Source organism: Ruegeria sp. CDSB113 (genome assembly GCF_059611045.1).
Genome location: NZ_JBXWOU010000003.1, coordinates 395198 through 416674 on the forward strand (window position 1 = coordinate 395198; position 21477 = coordinate 416674).

The 21477-nt window shown below is 56.0% G+C and carries 19 protein-coding genes; 7 read left to right on the top strand and 12 right to left on the bottom strand.

Annotated features, from left to right (window positions below):
- Positions 1-17: 17 nt before the first annotated feature.
- Entirely contained in the window at positions 18-1289 is a 1272-nt protein-coding gene (locus tag AC2FIS_RS08530; RefSeq protein ID WP_496772917.1) for an HlyD family type I secretion periplasmic adaptor subunit, read from the top strand.
- Positions 1290-1360: 71 nt separating this feature from the next.
- On the opposite strand, the gene AC2FIS_RS08535 is transcribed toward AC2FIS_RS08530, so the two are convergent.
- The 3 genes from AC2FIS_RS08535 to AC2FIS_RS08545 all read right to left on the bottom strand — a co-directional run bounded on the left by AC2FIS_RS08535 (position 1361) and on the right by AC2FIS_RS08545 (position 5587).
- Positions 1361-2059, bottom strand: coding sequence for a response regulator transcription factor (locus AC2FIS_RS08535; protein WP_496772847.1), 699 nt, complete (start codon positions 2057-2059; stop codon positions 1361-1363).
- Positions 2059-3924 carry a PAS-domain containing protein gene (locus tag AC2FIS_RS08540; RefSeq protein WP_496772848.1) on the bottom strand — a complete coding sequence of 622 codons (1866 nt, stop codon included), beginning with the start codon at positions 3922-3924 and terminating at the stop codon, positions 2059-2061. Before AC2FIS_RS08540 ends, AC2FIS_RS08535 begins: the two co-directional genes overlap by 1 nt.
- Before the next feature lie 130 nt (positions 3925-4054).
- Entirely contained in the window at positions 4055-5587 is a 1533-nt protein-coding gene (locus tag AC2FIS_RS08545) for a sulfatase-like hydrolase/transferase (protein WP_496772849.1), read from the bottom strand.
- 296 nt (positions 5588-5883) lie between these two features.
- Here AC2FIS_RS08545 and AC2FIS_RS08550 point away from each other — a divergent pair, with 296 nt between their 5' ends.
- Genes AC2FIS_RS08550 through AC2FIS_RS08565 form a run of 4 tightly spaced genes read left to right on the top strand, consistent with a single transcriptional unit; the run spans position 5884 to position 9794 of the window.
- Positions 5884-7008: an MlaE family lipid ABC transporter permease subunit gene (locus tag AC2FIS_RS08550; RefSeq protein ID WP_496772850.1), complete on the top strand. Its 1125-nt coding sequence runs from the start codon at positions 5884-5886 to the stop codon at positions 7006-7008.
- 1 nt (position 7009) lies between these two features.
- Positions 7010-7825, top strand: coding sequence for an ABC transporter ATP-binding protein (locus AC2FIS_RS08555; RefSeq protein WP_496756085.1), 816 nt, complete (start codon positions 7010-7012; stop codon positions 7823-7825).
- Positions 7826-7830: 5 nt separating this feature from the next.
- On the top strand, positions 7831-9147 hold the full coding sequence (locus AC2FIS_RS08560; RefSeq protein ID WP_496772851.1) for an MlaD family protein: 1317 nt from the start codon (positions 7831-7833) through the stop codon (positions 9145-9147).
- Positions 9144-9794 (top strand): ABC-type transport auxiliary lipoprotein family protein, encoded by a 651-nt coding sequence (locus AC2FIS_RS08565; protein WP_496772852.1) that lies wholly within the window; start codon positions 9144-9146, stop codon positions 9792-9794. Before AC2FIS_RS08560 ends, AC2FIS_RS08565 begins: the two co-directional genes overlap by 4 nt.
- A 43-nt stretch (positions 9795-9837) precedes the next feature.
- On the opposite strand, the gene AC2FIS_RS08570 is transcribed toward AC2FIS_RS08565, so the two are convergent.
- From AC2FIS_RS08570 to AC2FIS_RS08580, 3 genes are all read right to left on the bottom strand, one after another.
- The gene (locus AC2FIS_RS08570; protein ID WP_496772918.1) at positions 9838-11733 is read right to left on the bottom strand and encodes a vWA domain-containing protein; all 1896 of its coding nucleotides are present in this window, start codon (positions 11731-11733) and stop codon (positions 9838-9840) included.
- A gap of 29 nt (positions 11734-11762) precedes the next feature.
- On the bottom strand, positions 11763-12302 hold the full coding sequence (locus AC2FIS_RS08575) for an RNA polymerase sigma factor (RefSeq protein ID WP_496772919.1): 540 nt from the start codon (positions 12300-12302) through the stop codon (positions 11763-11765).
- A 61-nt stretch (positions 12303-12363) separates the two neighbouring features.
- The gene (locus AC2FIS_RS08580; RefSeq protein ID WP_496772853.1) at positions 12364-13944 is read right to left on the bottom strand and encodes an FMN-binding glutamate synthase family protein; all 1581 of its coding nucleotides are present in this window, start codon (positions 13942-13944) and stop codon (positions 12364-12366) included.
- Between the two features lie 132 nt (positions 13945-14076).
- Between AC2FIS_RS08580 and AC2FIS_RS08585 the strand changes: the two genes are divergently transcribed.
- Together AC2FIS_RS08585 and AC2FIS_RS08590 are read left to right on the top strand one after the other, a co-directional pair.
- Positions 14077-14568 (top strand): fluoride efflux transporter FluC, encoded by a 492-nt coding sequence (locus tag AC2FIS_RS08585; protein WP_496772854.1) that lies wholly within the window; start codon positions 14077-14079, stop codon positions 14566-14568.
- Positions 14565-14927 (top strand): fluoride efflux transporter FluC, encoded by a 363-nt coding sequence (locus tag AC2FIS_RS08590; protein ID WP_496772856.1) that lies wholly within the window; start codon positions 14565-14567, stop codon positions 14925-14927. The genes AC2FIS_RS08585 and AC2FIS_RS08590 overlap by 4 nt, the downstream gene beginning before the upstream one ends.
- Here AC2FIS_RS08590 and AC2FIS_RS08595 read toward each other — a convergent pair.
- The 6 genes from AC2FIS_RS08595 to AC2FIS_RS08620 are packed head-to-tail and all read right to left on the bottom strand — an operon-like array spanning position 14924 to position 21455.
- Complete coding sequence (locus AC2FIS_RS08595) at positions 14924-16447, bottom strand: DHA2 family efflux MFS transporter permease subunit (RefSeq protein WP_496772857.1); 1524 nt, start codon at positions 16445-16447, stop codon at positions 14924-14926. The two genes, AC2FIS_RS08590 and AC2FIS_RS08595, sit on opposite strands and share 4 nt — an antisense overlap.
- On the bottom strand, positions 16444-17424 hold the full coding sequence (locus tag AC2FIS_RS08600) for an HlyD family secretion protein (protein ID WP_496772858.1): 981 nt from the start codon (positions 17422-17424) through the stop codon (positions 16444-16446). Before AC2FIS_RS08600 ends, AC2FIS_RS08595 begins: the two co-directional genes overlap by 4 nt.
- Before the next feature lie 33 nt (positions 17425-17457).
- On the bottom strand, positions 17458-17784 hold the full coding sequence (locus AC2FIS_RS08605; protein ID WP_234416583.1) for a cytochrome o ubiquinol oxidase subunit IV: 327 nt from the start codon (positions 17782-17784) through the stop codon (positions 17458-17460).
- A complete protein-coding gene (locus AC2FIS_RS08610; RefSeq protein ID WP_109310972.1) occupies positions 17777-18409 on the bottom strand; it encodes a cytochrome c oxidase subunit 3 in 633 nt (210 codons plus the stop codon). Before AC2FIS_RS08610 ends, AC2FIS_RS08605 begins: the two co-directional genes overlap by 8 nt.
- Positions 18406-20496, bottom strand: coding sequence for a cbb3-type cytochrome c oxidase subunit I (locus tag AC2FIS_RS08615; protein ID WP_496772860.1), 2091 nt, complete (start codon positions 20494-20496; stop codon positions 18406-18408). Before AC2FIS_RS08615 ends, AC2FIS_RS08610 begins: the two co-directional genes overlap by 4 nt.
- Positions 20493-21455, bottom strand: coding sequence for a cytochrome ubiquinol oxidase subunit II (locus tag AC2FIS_RS08620; RefSeq protein ID WP_496772861.1), 963 nt, complete (start codon positions 21453-21455; stop codon positions 20493-20495). The genes AC2FIS_RS08615 and AC2FIS_RS08620 overlap by 4 nt, the downstream gene beginning before the upstream one ends.
- Positions 21456-21477 lie beyond the last annotated feature (22 nt).

Consider the following 21477-nt stretch of genomic DNA (forward strand, 5'->3'; position numbering starts at 1 on the left):
CCTTGTTGGCAAGAGAAATGCAGGGGAAATCTCCGTTAGGGGGGTCTCTCCTGTTGCTTGTTATCCTTGCCTGTCTCGTCTCCGCCGGGCTTTGGGCCTATATGACGGAACTGGACGACGTGACCCGCGTGGACGGACGGATTGTGCCGTCGGCAGACGTTCAACTAATCGAGGCAACAGAACCCGGAGTATTGCAATCCTTGCACGTTGCGGAAGGGCTGGTTGTCGACAAGGGAACACTGTTGATGGAGTTCGACACAACTCAGATAGACAGCCAGTTGAGCCAGGAACAACAGCGTGCATTTGGATTGATGGCTCGTGCCCAAAGATTGCAGGCAGAAATTGACGGCACCCAACTTACCTTCTCAGAAAAGCTTATTGAAGGTGCGCCAGAAGTCGTAAGTTCGGAAACTGCTTTGTATCAGGGCCGTCAGGCGGAACTGGCCGCTGAAATCGCCATTCTGGAGCGGCAGCGTGAGCAGCGACATCGCGAGTATGAGGAAAGACTGGTAGACCAGGTAACAGCCGAAGAGACGCTTGGGATTCTGGCCGAAGAACGCGCCATCATGACCCCCTTGGTAGAAAAACGGATGGAGCCTGCGACAACGCTTTTGTCGCTGCGCCGCAGTTCCGCTGAATGGGAGGGTCGCAAGGTTCGTGCAGTTGCAGTGACCAACAGGTTGAAAACCGGACTGGAAGAAATCGATGATCGTATTCAAGCCGCACACAGCAGGTTCCGGAGCGCAGCGCTAACCGACCTTGCGGTCTCGACAGCCGAACTCGCAGCACTTCGGCCGTCCTTGCCGGCCTTGCAAGACCGCGCAGATCGCGCACAGATCAGATCACCGGTGCGGGGAATCGTAAATCGCGTTCACCGGACAACAATTGGCGGTTTGGCGCGCAGCGGCGAAGAGCTGATCGAGATTGTTCCACTAGACGACAGGCTTCTGGTCGAGGCCTATGTTCGCCCAGAAAATATCGCGTTTTTGCACGCAGGCCAGCCCGTTAAGGTGAAAATTACGGCCTATGACTTTGCACGTTACGGCGCGCTGGATGGTGAAATCACCCGCATAGGCGCGAACACGGTGACAAGGCCGGAACGTAATGATGAAGAGGTATTCGTCATCGAAATCCAGACACGTCACGCTATTCTAGACGCAAGCGGCGTAGCCGTTGAGATCATCCCGGGGATGATTGCCGAAGTGGATATCTTATCAGGCAAGAAAACGGTTATGGACTACCTTTTGCAACCCGTGATCAAGATCAAGGATCGCGCTCTGCGCGAATAATAAAGCGCAGCGTCAAACGACAGACTGGTGCCTCAAGTATTAACGCGGCAGGGCGTCGTTTTGACCCGTGCTTACCATTCAACATCGCCCAAAAATATATATCCGGCACCATAAATTGTTTTGATCAGGCGAGGGTTTTTGGGGTCTTCGCCCAGTTTGGTCCGCAACCTGGAAATTCTGACATCCATCGCACGATCGAAACTGTCGCCGGCAGCACCACCCAGGGCATCTTGCATCTGAGTGCGGCTGATCAATCGTTTGGGACTTTCCAGAAACAGCCTTAAAACTTCTCCCTCTGCATGGCTGAACGGGGTCTCGGCGCCGGATCCGTCTTCTAGGATGTAGCGATCAAAGTAGGCCGTCCAACCGTTGAAACGTGCCACGTCAGACTGTGTGGTCTGCGCCTTGGGGGACCGCAACCGTGCCCGAATACGCGCCACAACTTCGGCCGGGTCGAACGGTTTGGTAATATAGTCATCCGCCCCCAGTTCCAAACCGGTGACACGATCCTGAACCTGAGCACGACCGGATATGATGATGACCGAAGCCCCCTGCTCCAGCGCCAGCCGATGGACCAGTGCCAACCCGTCCGTATCCGGCAGTGACAAATCAACCAGACATACGTCCGGCGTGACCCGTTTGAGCGACGCTTCGAATTCCCGCGCGCGCGCAAAGCTCTGGGTGCGAAAGCCTGCTTCTTCAAGCGCGTCGGTCAGAATGCGCCGTATCTCGGGCTCATCATCGACAATGGTCACCAGCGGTTGGGGCATCAGGCAGCCTCGTCACGGATCAGGGCGGACAGTTGCGCCCGGGTGAAGGGTTTCCGCAGCACCGGCGCACGTTTCAGCGCCTCGCGATGCAACGGATCGGCATAAGGCAAGGATGTCATCAGGATACGGGGCAAGGTGGGCTCCAGTTTTGCCAAAAGATCCAAACCCGTCTCCTGCCCTTCAAGGCGAATATCAGACAGCACCAAAGCAATGTCTTTGACATCTTTTGTCAGGGCGATGGCCTCGTCACAAGACGTCGCCTCAATCACTGCAAACCCGATGTCGACCAACATATCGCGGAATTGACTGCGCAGATCGTCGCTGTCTTCGACCAACAGGACCAACCCTTCCTGTACTGGCGGGGCTGTTCGATACGGCAGGCGCAAAATGACCGATGCACCTGACGGAGTATTGCGCAAACTCAGGTCTCCGCCGGCCAGCTTGACCGTGTCGTAGACCATCGGCAGACCAAGACCCGACCCTTTGTCGCCTTTGGTTGTGAAGAAGGGGTTCAACGCCTTTTCCAACGCATCTTTCGAAAACCCGGGGCCCGTGTCTGACACTGCGATTTCCGTCCATATCTCACCGATTGTGTGGGCGCTGATTGTAATCTGACCAGTTTCACCACAAGCATCGCGCGCATTTAAAACCAGGTTCAGCAAGGCGTCCTGAACCATCCCGGGATCCAGCATAAGGGCTTTGTCCGGCAACGTATTGACCACCGACAGGCCAACTCCGCGCGGCAAGGAAGGAGAAGCCAGAATGCGCAAATCCTCGAGCAACCCGCGCATGTCCGTCGCTTTGGGTTGAGGTGTCCTGTTGCCCGTCATGTCGGCGATCCGGTTCAGCAATTGTCCGCCTCTGCGCGCTGTCTGCTTGGTCGCGTCGATCAGCTCACGGGCGTCTTCCGGCAAATCCATCTTTTCCAGCCGAGACTGCATGCCCAAGATAATGGTCAACAAATTCGAGAAATCATGTGCCAACCCACTTGTCATCTGTGCGGCCATCGCGCGGCGACGGGTTTGTTGCAGCGCGACGCGCGCCTGCGTTTCCTCAGTGATGTCGACGGACATGATGTAAACACCACCTTCGCCATCAGGTGTGAAGGATACGCGAATGCGCCTGGAATCCTGATCTTCGGTAAATTCAAAAACAGAGGTTTCCCCGGCATAGGCCTTTTTCAGATGCGTCTGGACGCGTGTAAAAGCGGCAGATCCCAACGCCTGAGAAATATGCATACCCAAAATCTCGGACGGGCGACCTGGCATGACCGAGTTTAGCCGCCGGTTGGAGTAATCGTAACGGCCTTCGGCATCCAGATGTGCAATATGGGCCGGCATCATCTCGGTCGTCATGCGGGTGCGCGCTTCGATCTCGGTCAATTGGCGTTTGGCTTCCTCTAAAGCCGAGTTTGTGGCCGCCAATTTTCTGTTCGCTGCTGACAGCTCCTCTGCCCGGTCAAGCAATTGACCAGACAGCTCCTCGGAACGGGCGCGCAACAGCGCCTCAGCCTGTTTGGTATTGGTTATGTCTGTGTAGACCGCCACCCATCCGCCTTTGGGCAGGGGGGCCCCTTCGACCGATATGACCTGGCCATTGGCCCGAACACGTTCGATATAGTGAGATTCGAAGGTCAGAGCTTGATTGACACGCAGATCGACAGACGCTTCGACATCATCGACATCGCCGTATTCGCCACTGGATGCGAGGTGTCGGATTGTGTCACTGAACAACGCGCCGGGCTGGACAAGATGGTCCGGCAAATCGAACATCGTCTGAAACGGGCGATTGCTGACCACCAGCCGAAGCTGACTGTCATAGATCGACAGGGCCTGGCCGATCAGGTTCAGACCAGCTGTCGTCATAGATTTTATCTGTTGCTCGGATATTTCCAAACCCATCCTCCCCGCGACACATGCGTAACACCGGAACTGATACAGGTGTAGAGGGCAACAGCGCGACAAGTTGGAAAAACTGGTCGCACATATTTTGCGTTCAATACCTGGATTTGGTCTTGGGACCATCCGCCGTAATGGAATCCAGGGACAGTGTATGATCCATATTTTGCATGCGATGGCGCAACATTTGCCGGGATAGACGCATCAAGACCGGTATATATTCGGGGTCATTTGCTTTGTTCCGCAATTCTCCACCATCCTGCTGATCAAACAGCATGGGCGGAAGGTCTGCGGCGAACTCGACCAGCGTGAAACGCTCATCCCTCAGGATGCCAAGGCACGAGTCGCTGTTACCCGTCCCCAAAACCTGCTGCCAGATTGTTGGCTGCTCGGGTTCGGCAAAATCCAATTCGCTGAAGGAATATGTGCGCCAATCGTCGGTGCTATGCCCTTGCAACAGCGGCAGCAACGACCGGCCGTCCATGGAATTCGGGATCGGCTGGCCGACCCAATCCAAAATCGTCGGCGTTATGTCGATGGATTCCGTCGGTACCGAGATCACCGATCCGGCTTGCGGTTGATTGTCCGGCACCCTGATCATCAATGGCGTTTTATAGGCGGCGTCAAAGACCGCCATCTTGCCCCAGCTGTGTCGGTCGCCCAACATCTCTCCGTGGTCCGCAGTGATGACAACCATCGTGTTGTCGTATTGGCCACTATCCTTCAGGAACTGGACGACACGCCCGATGTGATGGTCAACCTCGGTTGCAAGGCCCAGATAAACGGCGCGCAGCGCTTGGATGTTTTCAAGCGTCGGCTCAACCCCGTCAAAGCCCAGAACAAAGTCACCGGCGGACGTATTGTCAATTGTCGGGCCAATAAACGGGTGCATCGCCCGTTCATCCATCGGATCAGAGAACCCTTCGGGTCGGGGCAAGGTCGCTGGGTCATACATATCGTTGTAGGGTGCCGGGGCGACCAAAGGCGGATGAGGTCGAATATAGGTCAGATGGGCAAACCAGTTTTTGCCAACATAAGGCGCCATGCTGTTCAGAAACACATCCGTCAAAAAGGCTGTATCACTGTCTTCAGCCCGGTACATCGCCGGGTCATTCAACCGGGGATCACCCCCATCCGGCGCGACCGGCTTGTGAACGTCCCAGTAGTCTTCGAACGCATAACCCTTTTGCATGAGATGTGCGCGCCAAGGATAGGATTCCTCCAACCGCATTTCGAGGACCTCATGAAACCCAGCCATCGGGTGTTCATAGGATTTGAGGATCGGATCGTTGTGGTCATGAACCCTAGGGTCGGCGGATGTATCCGTGTATCCAAACAGCATGGGCAGATAGCCGGCCTTGCGCATTTCGGTCGCAATGTTCGGGGTGTCATGCCGCAACGGGGTTCCATTGCGAACGGACCGGTGGTTCATCGCATATTGCCCGGTCAGGATTGACACACGCGATGGACCACAGGGGTTGGTCACCGAAAAATGCCGATCAAGCGTCACCGCCTCGTCCATGAATGCACGCAGGTTTGGCAGATCGACATGGGCCGCTAAAGCGCCGTTCAGACAGTCGGCGCGCAACTGATCTATGATAATGAACAAAACATTCTTAGCGTGCCGCATTTCGCTCTCCCTGATTCCACGTCAGTGGCGCCAGAGCGAACTCTGCCGTGGTTCGCAGAGCCCGGCAACACCTGAGTCACGAGCCTTCGGACTTTCCCTCTGCACGCCCTACCACTGGAAACAAAAGAATAAATTGAAACGTCTTTTCCGCAGCAGGTCCAGTTGAGAGCCAACCCCCAGACAACTGCTGTTTTAGTGCCTGCCAATGTCACCTCGACGCAATTGAATGGCAAGAAATACAAGGCAGTTCGCAAAAACCCGTTGCAGGTCAATGTCCTTTGCCATCACATACGCTCATGACGCAGCCAGTGATACAGTCGGACCGTGACGCCAATGGCGTTTACCTTCGGGTTTCGGGTAATCTGGTGACTCAATCCCTGGACACGATCGAAAAGGCGTTTGAAGGGTTTCGCGCTGACAGTAACGAACTAACTGTCGATCTTTCGAAGGTCGGAGCACTGGATACCGGTGGCGCATGGCTGATTGCCGATGTTGCACGGCGCGCAAAGGCAAGTGGCGCGACCGTACATTATGAAGGGTTAAAGCCCGCCCATTCCGCGCTTTTGGAAACCGTGGCGGAAAACATACCGGATGACCCCGGCGTGGCGGCAGAACGCCGCAGCTTCACTGATTGGGTCGCAAGCGTCGGGGAACGCACAGCGCAAGCTGGAAAAGACATGCTTTCCCTTTTGGGATTCTTGGGTCTGACGCTGCATCGCCTCGCTCGTACAATTCTGATGCCGCGCCGTCTGCGCAAAGCGGCCTTGGTCTCGCAAATGGAAGAGACCGGACTCAAGGCCATCCCGATCGTTGCCCTTATGGGGTTCCTGATCGGCGTCGTACTGGCGTTTCAGGGCGCGACCCAGCTAAAGCAGTTCGGAGCCGAAATTTTCGTGGTCGAGCTGATCTCGATTTCCGTCCTGCGTGAGCTCGGCATTTTGCTGACCGCGATCATCGTTGCGGGGCGTTCGGGCTCGGCATTTACCGCCTCAATCGGTTCGATGAAGGTGCAGGAAGAGATCGACGCCATGCGCACGTTGGGTTTGGACCCAATCGAGGTGTTGGTGATCCCGCGTGTTGTTGCCCTGTTGATCATGCTGCCGATCCTTGGCTTCATCGCCGACCTTGCCGCCCTGATCGGCGGCGGATTGATGAGTTGGATTGACCTGGGCGTCAGCCCCGGCATGTTCGTCACGCGCCTGAAGGAAAACACAGGTATTTGGCAATTCGCCATTGGCATGATCAAGGCCCCCTTCTTTGCTTTGGTCATCGGCGTTATTGCTTGTTGGCAGGCCATGCAAGTCAAGGGGTCTGCCCAATCCGTTGGCCAACGAACCACGGCTTCGGTCGTGCAATCCATTTTCCTTGTGATCGCTCTGGATGCCTTGTTCTCGATCTTCTTTTCGGTGATGGAGGTCTGAGATGGACGGCACCACGCTGGAACAGACATCTAAATCCGACGCTCAGCGCGAGGCTGTGATCCGCGTTCGCAATCTTACAAACCAGTTCGGTCCGCAAGTTGTACATCAGAACCTAAATCTGGATGTGTGGCGTGGTGAAGTTCTGGGCATAGTCGGCGGATCGGGAACTGGCAAATCGGTTCTGCTGCGCACGATTGTGGGCCTGAACAGACCCGCGGCGGGCAGCATTGAGGTGCTGGGTGTCGACGTATTGAATGGCCCAGAACAGGAACGCCGCCGGATTGAGCGCCGCTGGGGCGTTGCCTTTCAGGATGGGGCATTGTTTTCCTCGCTGACGGTTTTGCAGAACGTGATGGCGCCACTGCGCGAACATACAGGGCTGAGCGAAAGTTTGATGTGCGCGCTTGGTAACCTGAAGATCAGCCTTGTCGGATTGCCACAGCTCAGTTGCGGCAAGTTACCCTCTGAATTGTCCGGTGGGATGCGTAAACGCGCCGCCCTTGCCCGCGCCCTGGCGTTGGACCCCGAGATTGTGTTTCTGGACGAGCCAACCGCCGGCCTCGACCCAATCGGCGCGGCTGCATATGACGAGTTGATCGGTGAATTGCAGCATGCTTTAGGCTTGACCGTCTTTATGGTCACACATGACCTCGATAGTCTTTATGCCATTTGCGATAGGGTCGCAGTGCTCGCAGAAAAACGGGTCCTGGTTGAAGGTCCGATTGAAGAAATGACCAAAGTCGACCATCCTTGGGTTCAAGAGTATTTCACCGGCCCCCGGGCCCGCGCGGCGCAAGAGAAGGGGCAGGACAGGTAAAGGCTATGGAAACCCGGGCAAACTATATCCTGATCGGCGCGTTCACAATCGCGGGCATCCTTGGTGCCTTCGGGTTTTTCCTATGGCTCGCGAAATTCGAGGTGTCGCGCCAATACGCATATTACGACGTATTGTTCGAAAACGTATCGGGCCTCTCCTCCGCAGGTGGCGTAAGTTTCAATGGCTTGCCCGTTGGTCAGGTGATCTCGTTGAACCTGGATGAGGACGATCCGTCAAAGGTGCGTGTGAAGCTTGAAGTAGATGCCGACATACCCGTCACCGAAGATACAATCGCGCAGCTACAATCTCTGGGTGTCACAGGCGTAAGTTATGTTGAGCTGACGGGTGGCAAGAGCGGTGACAAACCCTTACCCGAAAACGGCGTTATCAAAAGCAAACGCAGCGCAATTCAATCCTTGTTCGAAGGCGCCCCGAAAGTTCTGGATGAGGCGGTTACTCTGCTTGAAAGCTTGAACTCGGTCGTTGACGACAAGAACCGCCAATCCGTCAGCGAAATTTTGGACAATCTGGCTTCTGCATCCGGTAGACTGGACAAAACGCTGACAGATTTCGAAAGCTTGTCCACCGACCTCGGCGGCGCAGCCAAGCAACTGGGCAACTTTACAACGCGGCTTGATAAATTGGCCGACACAGCCGAAACCACCCTGACGACAGGAACAGACACACTCAAAAGCGTAAGAACTGCATCCGAGTCGGCGACAGAAACACTGAACAGCGCCAAGACCACAATTGAAACCGCCGATCGCATGATGCAGGACGACGTGAAACCCTTCATCGATCGCGCCTCGACATTGGCAGAACGTCTGACCAACCTGTCCGATGAAGGCAGCGTTGCCTTGGCGACCGCGACCGAGACCTTTGTAAATGCAAACAAAACACTGGGGTCGATCACCGCAGCGATGGATACAGCAAACACCACATTAGCTTCTGCAGAACGCGCTTTTGACTCGGCCAATGAGGTCATCAACAAAGACGTTGGCGCAGTCATGGATGATATCCGCAATGCGGCCGATCAGGTCGCCTCGACGGTGTCTAATGTCACAAGCAAGTTGGACGAAATTTCGGCCGATATCCTCAACGCATCGCGATCGGCGTCCGAGTTGCTGGGCACCATCGACGGTATCGTCCAGGACAATCGACGGCAATTGTCCGACTTCCTCCGCGTCGGCCTGCCGCAATTCACACGTTTCATAGAAGAGTCGCAACGACTGGTAATCAGCCTGGATCGGCTGGTGGACAAAGTCGAACGTGACCCGGCACGGTTTTTACTGGGAACCCAAGCTTCGGAGTTTCGCCAATGATCAGGCTGTTTCTTTTGGTTCTGGCGTTGGGGTCGCTGGGCGCATGCACCGGGTTGGGTACGCTGAGCCAGGCGTCCAAGCCAAACGACCTGTATCTTTTGACGCCGAAAAGCACCTTTTCGTCTTCGTTACCGCGCGTCCAGAAACAAATCGTTGTACAGGAACCGACGGCAACGGCGGCGGTCAATACCGATCAGATCGCTGTTCAGCCAACCCCATTACAGGTGCAATACCTACCGCGCGCCAGATGGGTCGACCGTGCACCGCTTATCGTGCAGGCGCTGTTGGTCGAAAGCTATGAAAACAGCGGCAAAGTGGCCGCTGTTGGTCGCTCAACCGTGGGCTTGCGCGCCGATTATGTCATCGTTCCGGACCTGCGCGAATTTCAGGGGTTCGTCGTCAGCGATGTTGAGGGGACAAAAACCATCCGCGTCGAAGTGCGTATGAACATCAAGATCATCGATGAGTTCGAAGACAAGATCATCGCGTCCAGTTCATTTCGGGAAGTTGTTGCCTCTGCCAGCGATGCGACGCCTGACCTTGTGAAAGCCTTTGACGATGCTTTGGGCAAGACCATGCGCGATGCCGTAGAGTGGAGCGTGCGCCGGATCAACACACATGCGGCCAACAACCAAAGATCGTATTGACGGGACACGGGCGCTGCCCAACGCAGCGCCCCATTGCCCGCTGTTACCGTGACAGCGTTTGCGCAAGCCGCATGAGGGTGGCAGCTTCGGCCCTGTACCCAAATGGATCTTCGCCACGCGCAGCGTTTGCCAATCCGATCGCGTCGTCGTAGGACCAGTTCCCCAGATATTCTGCACCGCGCAATAACTGCCCGAATCCGGCGATGGCATAGGAAAAGCGGACATCGTCTGTAGCCTCGCCCTGCGTCGTCGCAATGGGCTGTTCGATCAACTGACTCTGGTCAGATCCCGGCGTTTTGTAACGCAGCTTGAAAAACCCGATCTCATCCGAACCATCGCGCACGGCTTGGGCACCATAGCGCAACGGGTCGTTCAGGATGGCGTCTGAACCAACAGGCGTGACCTCGTAAATCGCCGTGACCGAGTGGCCTGCTCCAATATCACCGGCGTCAACTTTGTCATTGGTGAAATCTTCCCGACGCAACGCGCGCGTCTCGTATCCGATCAGGCGATATTCGGCTATTTGTGACGGGTTGAACTCAACCTGGATTTTGACGTCGTTTGCGATTGGGAACAATGCGCCGGTCAACTGGTCGACCAGGACTTTTTGCGCCTCGCTCAGCGTGTCGATATACGCGGCCTGTCCGTTTCCGTTCTGGGCAAGTGCCTGCATCGTGGCATCGTCCAGATTACCCCGGCCAAAACCCAAAACACTCAGAAACGTACCGCTGTCACGTTTATTTGCTATGAAGTCTTTCAGCGCATCAGGATCAGACAAGCCAACATTAAAGTCGCCATCCGTTGCCAGGATAACGCGCGTGACCTCGTCGTCGGCGCTCATGCTTTCGGCTACCTGATATGCCTGTTGCAACCCGGCCTGACCTGCGGTCGAACCGCCTGCCTCCAACTGGTCGAGCGCGCCGAGGATTTTGTCACGTTCCACGGCCGCGGTGGGTTCCAGAACCTGCCCCGCGCTACCGGCATAAGTCACGATCGAGACCTCGTCCTCATCTCGCAGCTCGGACAGCATCAAACGGAACGATTGTTTTAACAGTGGTAGTTTGTTGGCATCATGCATCGATCCCGACGTATCGATCAGAAAGACCAGATTCAGCGGTGGTCGGTCCTCAATCTGCGGCAATGCCCCTTGGATACCGACATGCACAAGCTGTGTACCCTCATTCCAAGGCGTCGGTGTTACTGTGATCGTCGGCCGGAACGGCGCGTCCCCTTCTGGTGCGGGATACGAGTAAGGAAAATAATTTACCATCTCTTCGACACGGACGGCGTCCTTGGGTGGAAGCTGACCGCGCATAAGAGAGGACCGGACGATCGAATATGAGGCCGTATCAACGTCAATTGAAAAGGTGGAAACAGGCTCTTCACTGGTGACTTTCAGCGGGTTGTTTTCCGCGTTTGAAAAAACCTCGGTATCCGGCACCTGCAGTATTCCCACCTCTGGTTCGACCATCATATGAGTGGCATCACCCGAAGTGACGCCAAGTCGCGCGGTGTTTTCAGCAACCAAGCCCGAAACGCCTTGCTGAGGGGCGGCCGCTTTGGATCGCACGGGCGCGGCATACTCTTCAACTACGACCGGGGCCTCAACGACGGGTTCTTCCAAAGCGGCAGAGTCTGCTTCGGGTGCGGCCGCAGGGCTTTCGCTGCGTGATAGGGGCTGCACAACGATGTCGCGGGATTGCGGCACGAACATAATCAGCGCAACAGCGGCAATTGCGGTTGTCGCGGTTAGGGCGCCGCGATGGGACAAAGCATTCAACATGGATTTCGCTCCTTCTGTCATGCGGGCCATTGGGCCTCGCTTAACAGTCGGACGCATCGCAGCATGCGATCCTTGGCTGTGTGCAAAATTTTTCTGAGCCCGTTTTAAGTTTTGCGCCCGCCGTTCGGCATCTGGTGCCGGCGTCGCAGCATCCATCAAGGCTTTGAAGTCATCAAGATCATCGGTCATGGTGCCAATTCCTCTTGTCGCAGGGCGCGCAGACGTTTGCGAATGTCGGACATGCGCCAGGACACGGTGCCTTCGGACACGCCCAGAACTGCTGCAGCTTCGGCGTGTGTCATTTCATCCTCTAATGTCAGGGCCAGAGTGTCTTGCAAATCGGGTGGCAGAGACCGCATGGCGCGCTGCAACCAATCCATTGCTTGGGCCGTTTCGGTCGCCTCTGCCCGTCGCAATTGCTCCACATCACCCCACCCTGCGGCGGCGCGGCTGTGACTTGCCTGGCGACGCCGGGCGTCCTCGGCCGCGTTGACGACAACGCGATAGAGCCAGGTCGTGAACTTGGCCTGCGCCCGGAAGCCCGCGATTTTGGTGGGCAGCGCCGCACAGATATCCTGTGTCAGATCCTCGGCCTGATCAGCCCGTCCGGTCAGACGAAAAGCCAGACGAAAGACCCGGTCGTAATGGCGCTGCAACAGGGCCGCAAACGCTTCAGCGTCCCCGTCCGCGGCGGCACTGGCCAAGTCCTCATCCGATGTTTTCATACGCATCACACTGAGTATGACGGATCGAAAACGTCAATCCTTGGCGATATCGCCAAAAAAATTAAAAGTGGTCCGCCGAGGCGAGTTTCCAATCTGTCGCGTAGTCGGACGGAATTGTGTCTGTCAACAAAACGCCCTCGTCGATAAGGGTATAGAGTTCGGCATAAGACCGTTCCCGCTCGTCTGCCGTGCGGCGGCGGATATCTATCGGGTGAAGGTCTGACACTTTGTCTTTGCCCATAGCGCCCAAAAGTTCGCGGAAGCTTTCCAATGTCGCATCGTGAAAGCGGTGCACGCGCTGGCGTTTTTGTGGAACATTGACCGCCCTGCCCCGTATCGGGTCCTGAGTGGCAACGCCGGACGGGCAGCGGTTCGTATTGCAATGCAGCGCCTGAATGCATCCTACGGCAAACATCATTGCGCGCGCCGCGTTGCACATATCTGCCCCCAGCGCGAATTTTTCGACCATATCGTAGCCGGTGGCTACCTTACCCGAACAGATGATCCGGATTTTGTCACGCAAACCGACGCCACGTAGGCAGTTGTTTACGAAAATCAGCGCCTCGTTCAGCGGCATGCCCAACCGGTTGGTGAATTCGACCGGGGCAGCACCGGTACCGCCTTCGGCACCGTCAATTGTGATGAAATCCGGCAGGATTCCTGTTTCCAGCATCGCCTTGCAAATCGCCATAAACTCGGACGGTCTACCAATACACAGCTTGAACCCGATTGGTTTGCCGCCAGACATTTCCCGCAGATGCTGCACAAAATGCATCAGACCGGTTGGACCTTCAAAAGCAGAGTGAGTGGGCGGAGATATCACGTCCTGATGTTCCGGCACGCCGCGAATTTCGGCAATTTCCTGATCCACTTTTGCGGCAGGCAGCACCCCGCCATGCGAAGGTTTGGCCCCCTGCGACAGCTTGATTTCAATCGCTTTGACAACGTCCTTTTTTGCCTTTTCGGCAAACAGGTCCTTGTCAAAACCACCCTCGGGCGTGCGGCAGCCGAAATAGCCTGTTCCGATCTGCCAAATGATGTCGCCACCCTCGGCCAGATGGTGCGGGGACAGGCCGCCCTCACCCGTGTTATGCGCAAATCCGCCGTCCTTGGCGCCGCCGTTCAGTGCCCGGATCGCATTGGCGCTGAGCGCCCCAAAGCTCATGGCGGAGACGTTCAGCCGCGACGCACTGTATGGCTGCGTGCATTGCGGGCCACCCAGCATGATCCGTTCTTCGCTTTCATCCACATGCTTGGGCGCAAGCGAGTGGTTAGCACGATGATATCCGACTGACAGGACGTCGTATTGCGTACCAAACGCCTGCGTATCCACCTGTCCTTTGGCCCGCGAGTAGACAAGTGATCGTACGATCCTATTGAAAGGGCGGCCGCTTTCGTTGGTTTCCACAAAATACTGCCGGATTTCCGGGCTGACGAACTCCAGCATGTACCGGAAATGCCCCAGGACCGGGTAGTTGTTCAGCACGTTGTGCTTGGTCGTCAGCATGTCGTAAAGGCCGATTACGGCATATGGAATAAGCACCACCAGCAACCAATGGGCGGGCGGCCAGAAAAAACCCCACAACAGGGTCAACGGCAGACACACATATGCAATGAAGTAATAGAGTCTGCGTACAATCATTCGTGCTCTCCCAGGATCGCGTGCTTTCCAGCCTGCTTCAGCAGGCGAGGTGTTCGCCAAACGTGGGCCAAATCGCTGTTAGATTGCAAGCGATTGTGCCCGCCTTCACGTAATCGGGCGAAGATGTGAAATATGGCGCGGACATTGGTCACGGTTGATCCGGGCAACGTCAGCCATTATGCCCGAAGAAACGGGATACAGGCAGGACAGCAGGCTGTGACACAAAAACGAACGCATGTTCGGACCACGGCATTGATGTTTGGAGCCGTGTTCATTGGTGGCGCAGTTGGGTCGCTGCTGCGCGAGTTGTTCTCGGTAAGCATACCGCATGCCGGATTTCTGACGCAGACCTTTGGCATCAATATAGTGGCCTGCTTCATACTGGGGTGGCTGTATTCGGTGCGAAACCGCGTCCATGCCCATGTGCTGCATCTTGGAGCTGTCGGCTTTTGTGGTGGCCTGTCGACCTTTTCCTCGTTTGTTTCCGAATTGGAGCGGTTAGCCTTGTCCAACATCTGGGTTGCGGCTTCGGCCGCCGCGTTGGAAATCGCGGTGGGACTGGCCGCAGCCATTCTGGGTGAGGCTATCGGAAGGCGCTTTCATCCACCGAGGGCGACTGAATGAGCGAATTGTTCCTGCACGCGATGTTCGGATTAGGCGGCGGTTTTGGGGCCGTTTTGCGCCACTGGATCGCACTGCGGATTGTTCATGACCTGCCGTTTTCGACGCTGATTGTAAACGTTCTGGGTAGCCTGCTGCTGGGTTTGTGGATCGGCTATCTCGGCGGATCAATAGAGATGGGCGAAGAACAAAGACGCCTGGTCTTTGGTTTTTGCGGCGGCTTCACGACGTTTTCCAGCTTTGCCTATCAGTCGCTGGAACTCAGACGCGAACGGACCGTCGCGCTGGCGGCGGGCAATATATTGCTCAGCCTAGGTCTTTGCTGGGCGGCACTGGCATTAGGCTTGTTCGCGATGCGTTAATGTGCCGGCACTGACGCCTGCGTTCCAGGTTTAGGTGCTTTGCAAAAGAACAGCAGCGGAATGGTCGCCAAGGCCAAAAGCCCTAGATTGTTGAAGACGGTCAGATATGAAATCAGTTCAGCCTGCTGCGCGATCTCCTGCCCCAGAATGGCCGCCCCCTGCGCACTGTCTGGCGTCAAGTTCAGTGGCGCAAGATAGGCTTGGGCGGCGGGGTTATAGGGCGTCACGTTTTGGCTGAGAACTGCCGTGTTTGTTTGAAGGCCCCGAACCACCCAAGTTCCGACCAAGGAAATTCCGACTGATGATCCAAGCTGACGGGTCACATTGAACAGGCCGGATGCCTCGTCCTGCCGCGATTTGGAGATGCTTTCGAAGGCCAATATCGACATCGGCACAAACACCAGCCCCATTCCCAGACCGCTTACTGCTCCTGGCCAGGCAAGCTCCCAAAAACCTGCATCCATGTTGAGCCGTCCCATCATGAAATTGCTGACAGCCGTCAAAAGCATACCGAGCCCCGCCAGGATGCGCGGATCGAAACGCGTAACCAGAACAGCGCCGGTCAGGACCATCGACAGCCCGGCGGCGACCCCTCGCGGGATAAACAGATGGCCCGATGTGATGACTGGATAGTCCAGCAAGTTTTGAACGAAAGTCGGCAGGATCGCGATACCTCCGAACAGGGAAATGGCAAATCCGGCGATAACCAGATTGCACAGCGCAAAATTGCGATCCGCGAAAAACCGCAAATCGACAACCGGCTTTTCCGTGGTCAGCACATGGATGATAAACCCAACCGCGCCCAAAAACGACGCGATGAGGGCAACCTGAATGACCCGTGATGACAACCAGTCCTTGGTCTCTCCCTGATCCAGAACAAATTGCAGGCAGCCTATGCCAATGGCCAGAAGGGCAAGACCTTTCCAATCGATGCGAACCTCTTCGGTTTCGTCATCCGGCAACTCTCCGGCCAACAAAAGTAACGCCATCGCGGCTACCGGCAGGTTCACGAAAAATACCATCCGCCAAGAGAAATACTCGGTCAGGATCGCCCCCACTGTTGGTCCCAACACCGGGGCCACGACGACTCCCAAACCGAAGACCGCCATCGCCTGCCCACGTTTTTCACGGGGATAGGCGTCGAATAGAATGGATTGGGACAACGGGATCAGAAACGCCCCGAACATGCCTTGGGCCAGGCGAAAGGCTACAATGGTCTCAAGGCTCCAGGACAGGCCACACATGACTGACATCGTCGCGAACCCGGTCACAGCGGTCAGGATCAGACGTCGACGGCCGACACGGCGGGCGACAAAGCCCGTCAGTGGCATGACCACAACGGCCGACACAATATAACTGGTCAGTATCCACGTGGCCTGATCGGTTGTTGCCCCGAATGCCGCCTGAATATGGGGCAGCGCGACATTGACGATTGTACTGTCGAGCACCTCAAGAATAGCGCTGAGGACAACAGCAACCACAATCACCGGATTGATGTGGCCTGCTGCCGGGGATGTCATTTTTGGGCCTGCGGTGTGGTATCCACGGTCACCTTGCTACTGCCACCCACGCGCAATGGGGCATCCGTAGGATCAAGTTCAACCCGCACCGGAAAGCGCCGCGTGACCTTGACCCAATTCCCGCTGGCGTTCTCGGATGGCAACAGCGAGAACGTATCCCCCGACGCCCGTCCGATTGACGCAACTTTGCCCGTCAGGGTGACGCCCGGCATCATGTCGACCTTTACAGTGACCTGCTGACCCGGACGAATACGCGGCAGCGACGTCTCTTTGAAATTGGCGTCCACCCACCAATCAGACGACTCGACGATGGAAAACTGCGGCGCGTTAGCTGAAACCGACGATCCAGGCCTTAGGGTCAGGTTGGCGATCCACCCATCTGCCGATGCGAAAATCTTGGTCCAATTCTGATTGGCCTGCGCAATTTCCAATTGAGCTTGCGATGACAGAATATCATCCTGTTTGGCCGCCAGACCGCTTTGCAAGGCCAACAGGGCGGATTGGCTTGTGGTAAGCTGCGCCGCGGCGCGCGCAAACTCCGAACTGGTTTGATCCAGTGACGCCTGTGCCAGATCACCATCTGAAAACAGCGCCTTAGCACGTTCCAGATTGCTCTGAGCGGTATTGTAGGCCGACTGCGTGCTGTCGACCACCGCTTGTGCGGCCGCGATCTGCGTACCGTAAGACTGCGCCTGCTGCACCGCGCTGTCGAGGTTGGCCTTGGCTTGATCAACCGAAGCTTTGAATTGCGTATCGTCGATCGTGAACAGCAAGTCCCCGGTTTTGACCGGCTGGTTCTCAATCACAAGCACTTCGGCAACCTGACCGGTGACCTGTGGCGCCACGTAGATGATGTTCGCCCCCACATAGGCGTCATCGGTCGAAGGGTATCGTTCCTGATGGCGCCAGTACAACAGCAGCCCGATGGCAATTGCGCCCAAGATGACCACCGCGCCAACGACCTTAAGAGATTTCATGAACCAGCCCCCTTCATTTGGCTTGGCCGAACGTCACATTGGAAACGTGTGCATCCGAACCGCCAGATTACCCATGATCCAAACAGTTCCAAGAATGATGATCAGCAGCACCATCGTGGAAAACAGGATAAGGTCCAGATCTTCGCGGCTGCTGCGACGTCGGTCGATGTGCAAGAAATAAACCAGCTGTACGATCAGCTGAGCCAATCCGAGCAGGCTGATTGCAAGGTAAACGCCCGGTGTCTCAATGCCGTAACGATAAGCGATTCCGAAAACTGCAAAGGTCAACAAAAGCGACCCACCATAGCCGATCACATAACGGCGGCGCTCGCGGCGATGCATTTCGCTGCGCTTATCCATAGGTCAGCCCTCCGAAATAAACGATAGTGATGATGCCAATCCAGATCAGGTCCAGAAAATGCCAGAACAGCGCCAGCCGTACCACGCGAGACATCAGCAAATCGGTAAGGCCAAAAATTCGTAGCTGAATACCCAGCACGATCAACCAAATGCACCCGGCCGTGACGTGCAGACCGTGCAAAGGCACCAGCCCATAGAATGCTGACAAAAACCCACTGCGCTGTGGGATACCCCCCTTTTCGGCCATCGACATGAAGTCGCGCATTTCCAGAACCAGAAAACTGAGACCAAGAACCAGTGTCACAAAGAACCAGAATACGATCCGCCACCGCGGAAGGTTGTATTTGAGCGCAAGCATCGCCAGACCCACAGTAAGACTGCTGGTCAAAAGGATCAGCGTCTGGGCAAAGATGCTTTTCAGGTCGAACAATTCGTGCGGCCCGGGTCCGCCTGCCTGTGCGTCGATCATTGTGATGTAGATCGCGAACATCAGCCCGAAATAGACTAGGTCGCTCATCAAAAAGACCCAGAACCCGAAGGTAACGACTTCGCTTGCCTTGTCGGCACTTGCGTGCCGCCGTCCAAGGTTCAGGCCGGGATAGCTGTGGGTGGGCGCGCGTTTCATGTCACGGCCTCCAGATCAGGGCGGGCCAATCCGCGATTTTCCGGGGCAGTTTCGTGATCACGGTCAACGGGCGTAGAATTGTGCACCAGATCCAACCAGGCTTCGTGCTGCTTACGCACGTCGTCTGCCGGAATGACCCGCTCTGTTTCGGCCTTGAACGTCCATGCGATAAAGGTCGCGAGCATAAAGATTGTCATCAGCGCCGCCAGCCACCAGATCCACCAGACCAGCGCAAACATCCAAACCCCGCTGAGCACGCAGAGACTGAAGCCTATGCCAGTGTTCAGCGGAACCGAGATATCCTCATAGGCATCAGGCGACGGGTACGCGTTGCCGCGCTCTTTCGCGGCAGCAAAATCGTCCCGATCGGTCACATGGGGGATGATGGCAAAATTGTAGGAAGGCGGCGGGGCCGGGATCGACCATTCCAACGTATGCGCATCCCACGGATCACCGACCGGAACTCGTGCCTTTTCCCGATCACGGATACTAACCCACAGTTGCACGATCACCGACAGCAAAGCCGCCAATATGATCAGCGCGCCGACGACGGCAACGATCATGTACGGGTGGAAGCTCGGGTCCTCCCAACTGAATGACCTGCGTGGCATTCCCATCAGGCCGACGAAATACAGCGGCAGGAATGTCAGCATGAACCCGACGGTCCACAACGCAACCGAGACGCGGCCCCAGAATTCGTTCAGGCGGAACCCGAAAGCTTTGGGGAACCAATAATTGTATCCGGCAAGCAATCCGAACAGCACACCCGGCAACAGGACATTGTGGAAGTGGGCGACAAGAAATAGCGTGTTGTGGACCTGATAGTCCACTGTTGGGTTTGCGAGGATCACACCGGATAGCCCGCCGATGACAAACAACATTAAGAAAGACAACCCATAGAGCATTGGCACCGAAAACCGGATTCGCCCGCGGAACAAGGTAGCCATCCAGTCATAGACCTTCACCCCTGTCGGGATAGCAATTAGCATTGTCGCGATGCCAAACACGGCGTTGATCAGCGCGCTTTGACCCATGGTGAAGAAATGGTGCAGCCAGACAGTGAATGACAACACCGCAATCGACATGGTGGCGATTACCAGCGAGTTGTAGCCATACAGGCGCTTGGCCGAGAATGTTGCGAAGACCTCAGAGTAGATACCGTAGGCCGGCAGAACCAGCAAATAGACTTCGGGATGACCAAACAGCCAGAACATATTGGCATAGTTCATCATGTTGCCGCCAAGGTCGTTGGTGAAAAAATGAAAGTCCAGATACCGGTCCGCTGCCAGCATCAGGGCGGCAACGCCCAGAGGCGGCATGGCAAAGACAATCAGGATCGAGCTACAGATGATTGTCCAGCAATACATCGGTAGCCGCATGAATTTCATGCCAGGTGCGCGCAACTTATAGATCGTGACAGCAAAATTGATGCCCGTCAGTGTTGTTCCGACACCAGAGACGACGATCGCCCAGATCCAGTAGTCCGGACCGACACCGGGGTTGAACGCCGCACCGGTATATGGCGGATATGCCGTCCAACCGCCGGTCGAAAACTCGCCCACCACAAGCGACACCATCAGCATCATCCCGGCTGAGACGGTCAGACCAAGGCTGATCTGGTTCATCACAGGAAAGGCCACATCGCGCGCACCTATCATCAGCGGGATCAGGAAATTCGCCAGCCCAAACACAAACGGAACGGCGACAAAGAAGATCATGATCGTTCCATGGGTACTAAATAGTTCGGCGAAATGCTCGGCCTCAAGAAATCCATCGCCCGGACCGGCCGCCTGCTGCGCCCGCATTACCACGCCTTCCAAAACGCCGCGCGCAAGCATGACGATTGCAAAGACGATGTACATGATGCCGATCTTCTTGTGATCCGCACTGGTTAGCCAATCGCGCCACAATGGTCCCCAAAGGCGAAACCACGTTAATGATCCAACGACAACGATGACACCGACAATCACTATCGCAGCGGCAGTGTTGGCGACAATCTCGTTCGTGTTGGGATTCTGAATAAGCCCTGTAATCGGAAACGCGTCCCAATTCAGGCGGCCGAAGAAGCCAGAACCATTGGTGGTCATTGCTGCGCCTCCTGCCCGAATTCTACCGTCCCCGGCTGCTGGTCGGCGGTCAGAGCATTGTTGCCGTGATACCGATGCACAATTGAATGAAACAGGTTGCTGTCCTCCAGCGTGAAATACAACGCGTTATCTGGCATTTGCTCGGTTCCCAACGCGGCTTGAACCTCGTCCCGGTCCGTCCGCATGGCCAAAATGCGATAGGTCTCGTCATTCAGCGCAATGCCGTTACTGCGCACCTTGTCGACCCATTTGTTGAATTCCTCGACGGACATGGCAACGGTTTGGAACTTCTGTTTGGTGAACCCGCGCCCGTTATACTGGGTGTTCTCGCCCTGCATTGTTGCAGCCACATCCGACACGACATGCAATTCCGTAGTCATACCGGGCATTGCATAAATCTGGCCTGCCAAAGCAGGGATCATGAAGGACTGCATCACAGTATCGGTCGTCAGTGTCATTGCGACCTGCTGTTTGACGGGGATGCCAAGCTCTCCGACGCTGGCGATGCCAAGATCGGGGTAGATGAACAGCCATTTCCAATCCAAGCCGACGACCTGAACGTTCAGCGCAGGCATTTCGCCAAAGCGATCCGAATATGGGTCCAATCTGTGGGTCGCCTTCCACAGATAGAAAGACAGCAGCACGACAATTAGGACCGGCACGCCCCACATAACGAACTCCAACGGACCGGAGAAATCCCACTTGGGCCGGTATATGGCTCCGCCTTCTTTGCGCCGCCGATACCGAAAGGCAATCAGCGGCACCAAAACAAGAACCGGGATAACCGCCAACAGGATCAGGACAGTTGCGCGGAAAAGGTGCACTTTTTGGACAGCGGCAATCGGACCTTGTGGGTCCATGAAACTGTCACTTGCGCCGGCAGCTTGCACCGTAGCAGAGAGAGCCGCAGCGACAATCACAACCTGCATCGCCTTTGGTGACATTCGGAATAGGGCCACGCCTGATTGTCCTCCTAAAGCA

Excerpts from the sequence above, each read along its gene's own strand:
- AC2FIS_RS08530 (WP_496772917.1), top strand. The coding sequence starts at position 18 with ATGCAGGGGAAATCTCCGTTAGGGGGGTCTCTCCTGTTGCTTGTTATC.
- AC2FIS_RS08535 (WP_496772847.1), bottom strand. The coding sequence starts at position 2,059 with ATGCCCCAACCGCTGGTGACCATTGTCGATGATGAGCCCGAGATACGG.
- AC2FIS_RS08540 (WP_496772848.1), bottom strand. The coding sequence starts at position 3,924 with ATGACGACAGCTGGTCTGAACCTGATCGGCCAGGCCCTGTCGATCTAT.
- AC2FIS_RS08545 (WP_496772849.1), bottom strand. The coding sequence starts at position 5,587 with ATGCGGCACGCTAAGAATGTTTTGTTCATTATCATAGATCAGTTGCGC.
- AC2FIS_RS08550 (WP_496772850.1), top strand. The coding sequence starts at position 5,884 with ATGACGCAGCCAGTGATACAGTCGGACCGTGACGCCAATGGCGTTTAC.
- AC2FIS_RS08555 (WP_496756085.1), top strand. The coding sequence starts at position 7,010 with ATGGACGGCACCACGCTGGAACAGACATCTAAATCCGACGCTCAGCGC.
- AC2FIS_RS08560 (WP_496772851.1), top strand. The coding sequence starts at position 7,831 with ATGGAAACCCGGGCAAACTATATCCTGATCGGCGCGTTCACAATCGCG.
- AC2FIS_RS08565 (WP_496772852.1), top strand. The coding sequence starts at position 9,144 with ATGATCAGGCTGTTTCTTTTGGTTCTGGCGTTGGGGTCGCTGGGCGCA.
- AC2FIS_RS08570 (WP_496772918.1), bottom strand. The coding sequence starts at position 11,733 with ATGGATGCTGCGACGCCGGCACCAGATGCCGAACGGCGGGCGCAAAAC.
- AC2FIS_RS08575 (WP_496772919.1), bottom strand. The coding sequence starts at position 12,302 with ATGAAAACATCGGATGAGGACTTGGCCAGTGCCGCCGCGGACGGGGAC.
- AC2FIS_RS08580 (WP_496772853.1), bottom strand. The coding sequence starts at position 13,944 with ATGATTGTACGCAGACTCTATTACTTCATTGCATATGTGTGTCTGCCG.
- AC2FIS_RS08585 (WP_496772854.1), top strand. The coding sequence starts at position 14,077 with ATGGCGCGGACATTGGTCACGGTTGATCCGGGCAACGTCAGCCATTAT.
- AC2FIS_RS08590 (WP_496772856.1), top strand. The coding sequence starts at position 14,565 with ATGAGCGAATTGTTCCTGCACGCGATGTTCGGATTAGGCGGCGGTTTT.
- AC2FIS_RS08595 (WP_496772857.1), bottom strand. The coding sequence starts at position 16,447 with ATGACATCCCCGGCAGCAGGCCACATCAATCCGGTGATTGTGGTTGCT.
- AC2FIS_RS08600 (WP_496772858.1), bottom strand. The coding sequence starts at position 17,424 with ATGAAATCTCTTAAGGTCGTTGGCGCGGTGGTCATCTTGGGCGCAATT.
- AC2FIS_RS08605 (WP_234416583.1), bottom strand. The coding sequence starts at position 17,784 with ATGGATAAGCGCAGCGAAATGCATCGCCGCGAGCGCCGCCGTTATGTG.
- AC2FIS_RS08610 (WP_109310972.1), bottom strand. The coding sequence starts at position 18,409 with ATGAAACGCGCGCCCACCCACAGCTATCCCGGCCTGAACCTTGGACGG.
- AC2FIS_RS08615 (WP_496772860.1), bottom strand. The coding sequence starts at position 20,496 with ATGACCACCAATGGTTCTGGCTTCTTCGGCCGCCTGAATTGGGACGCG.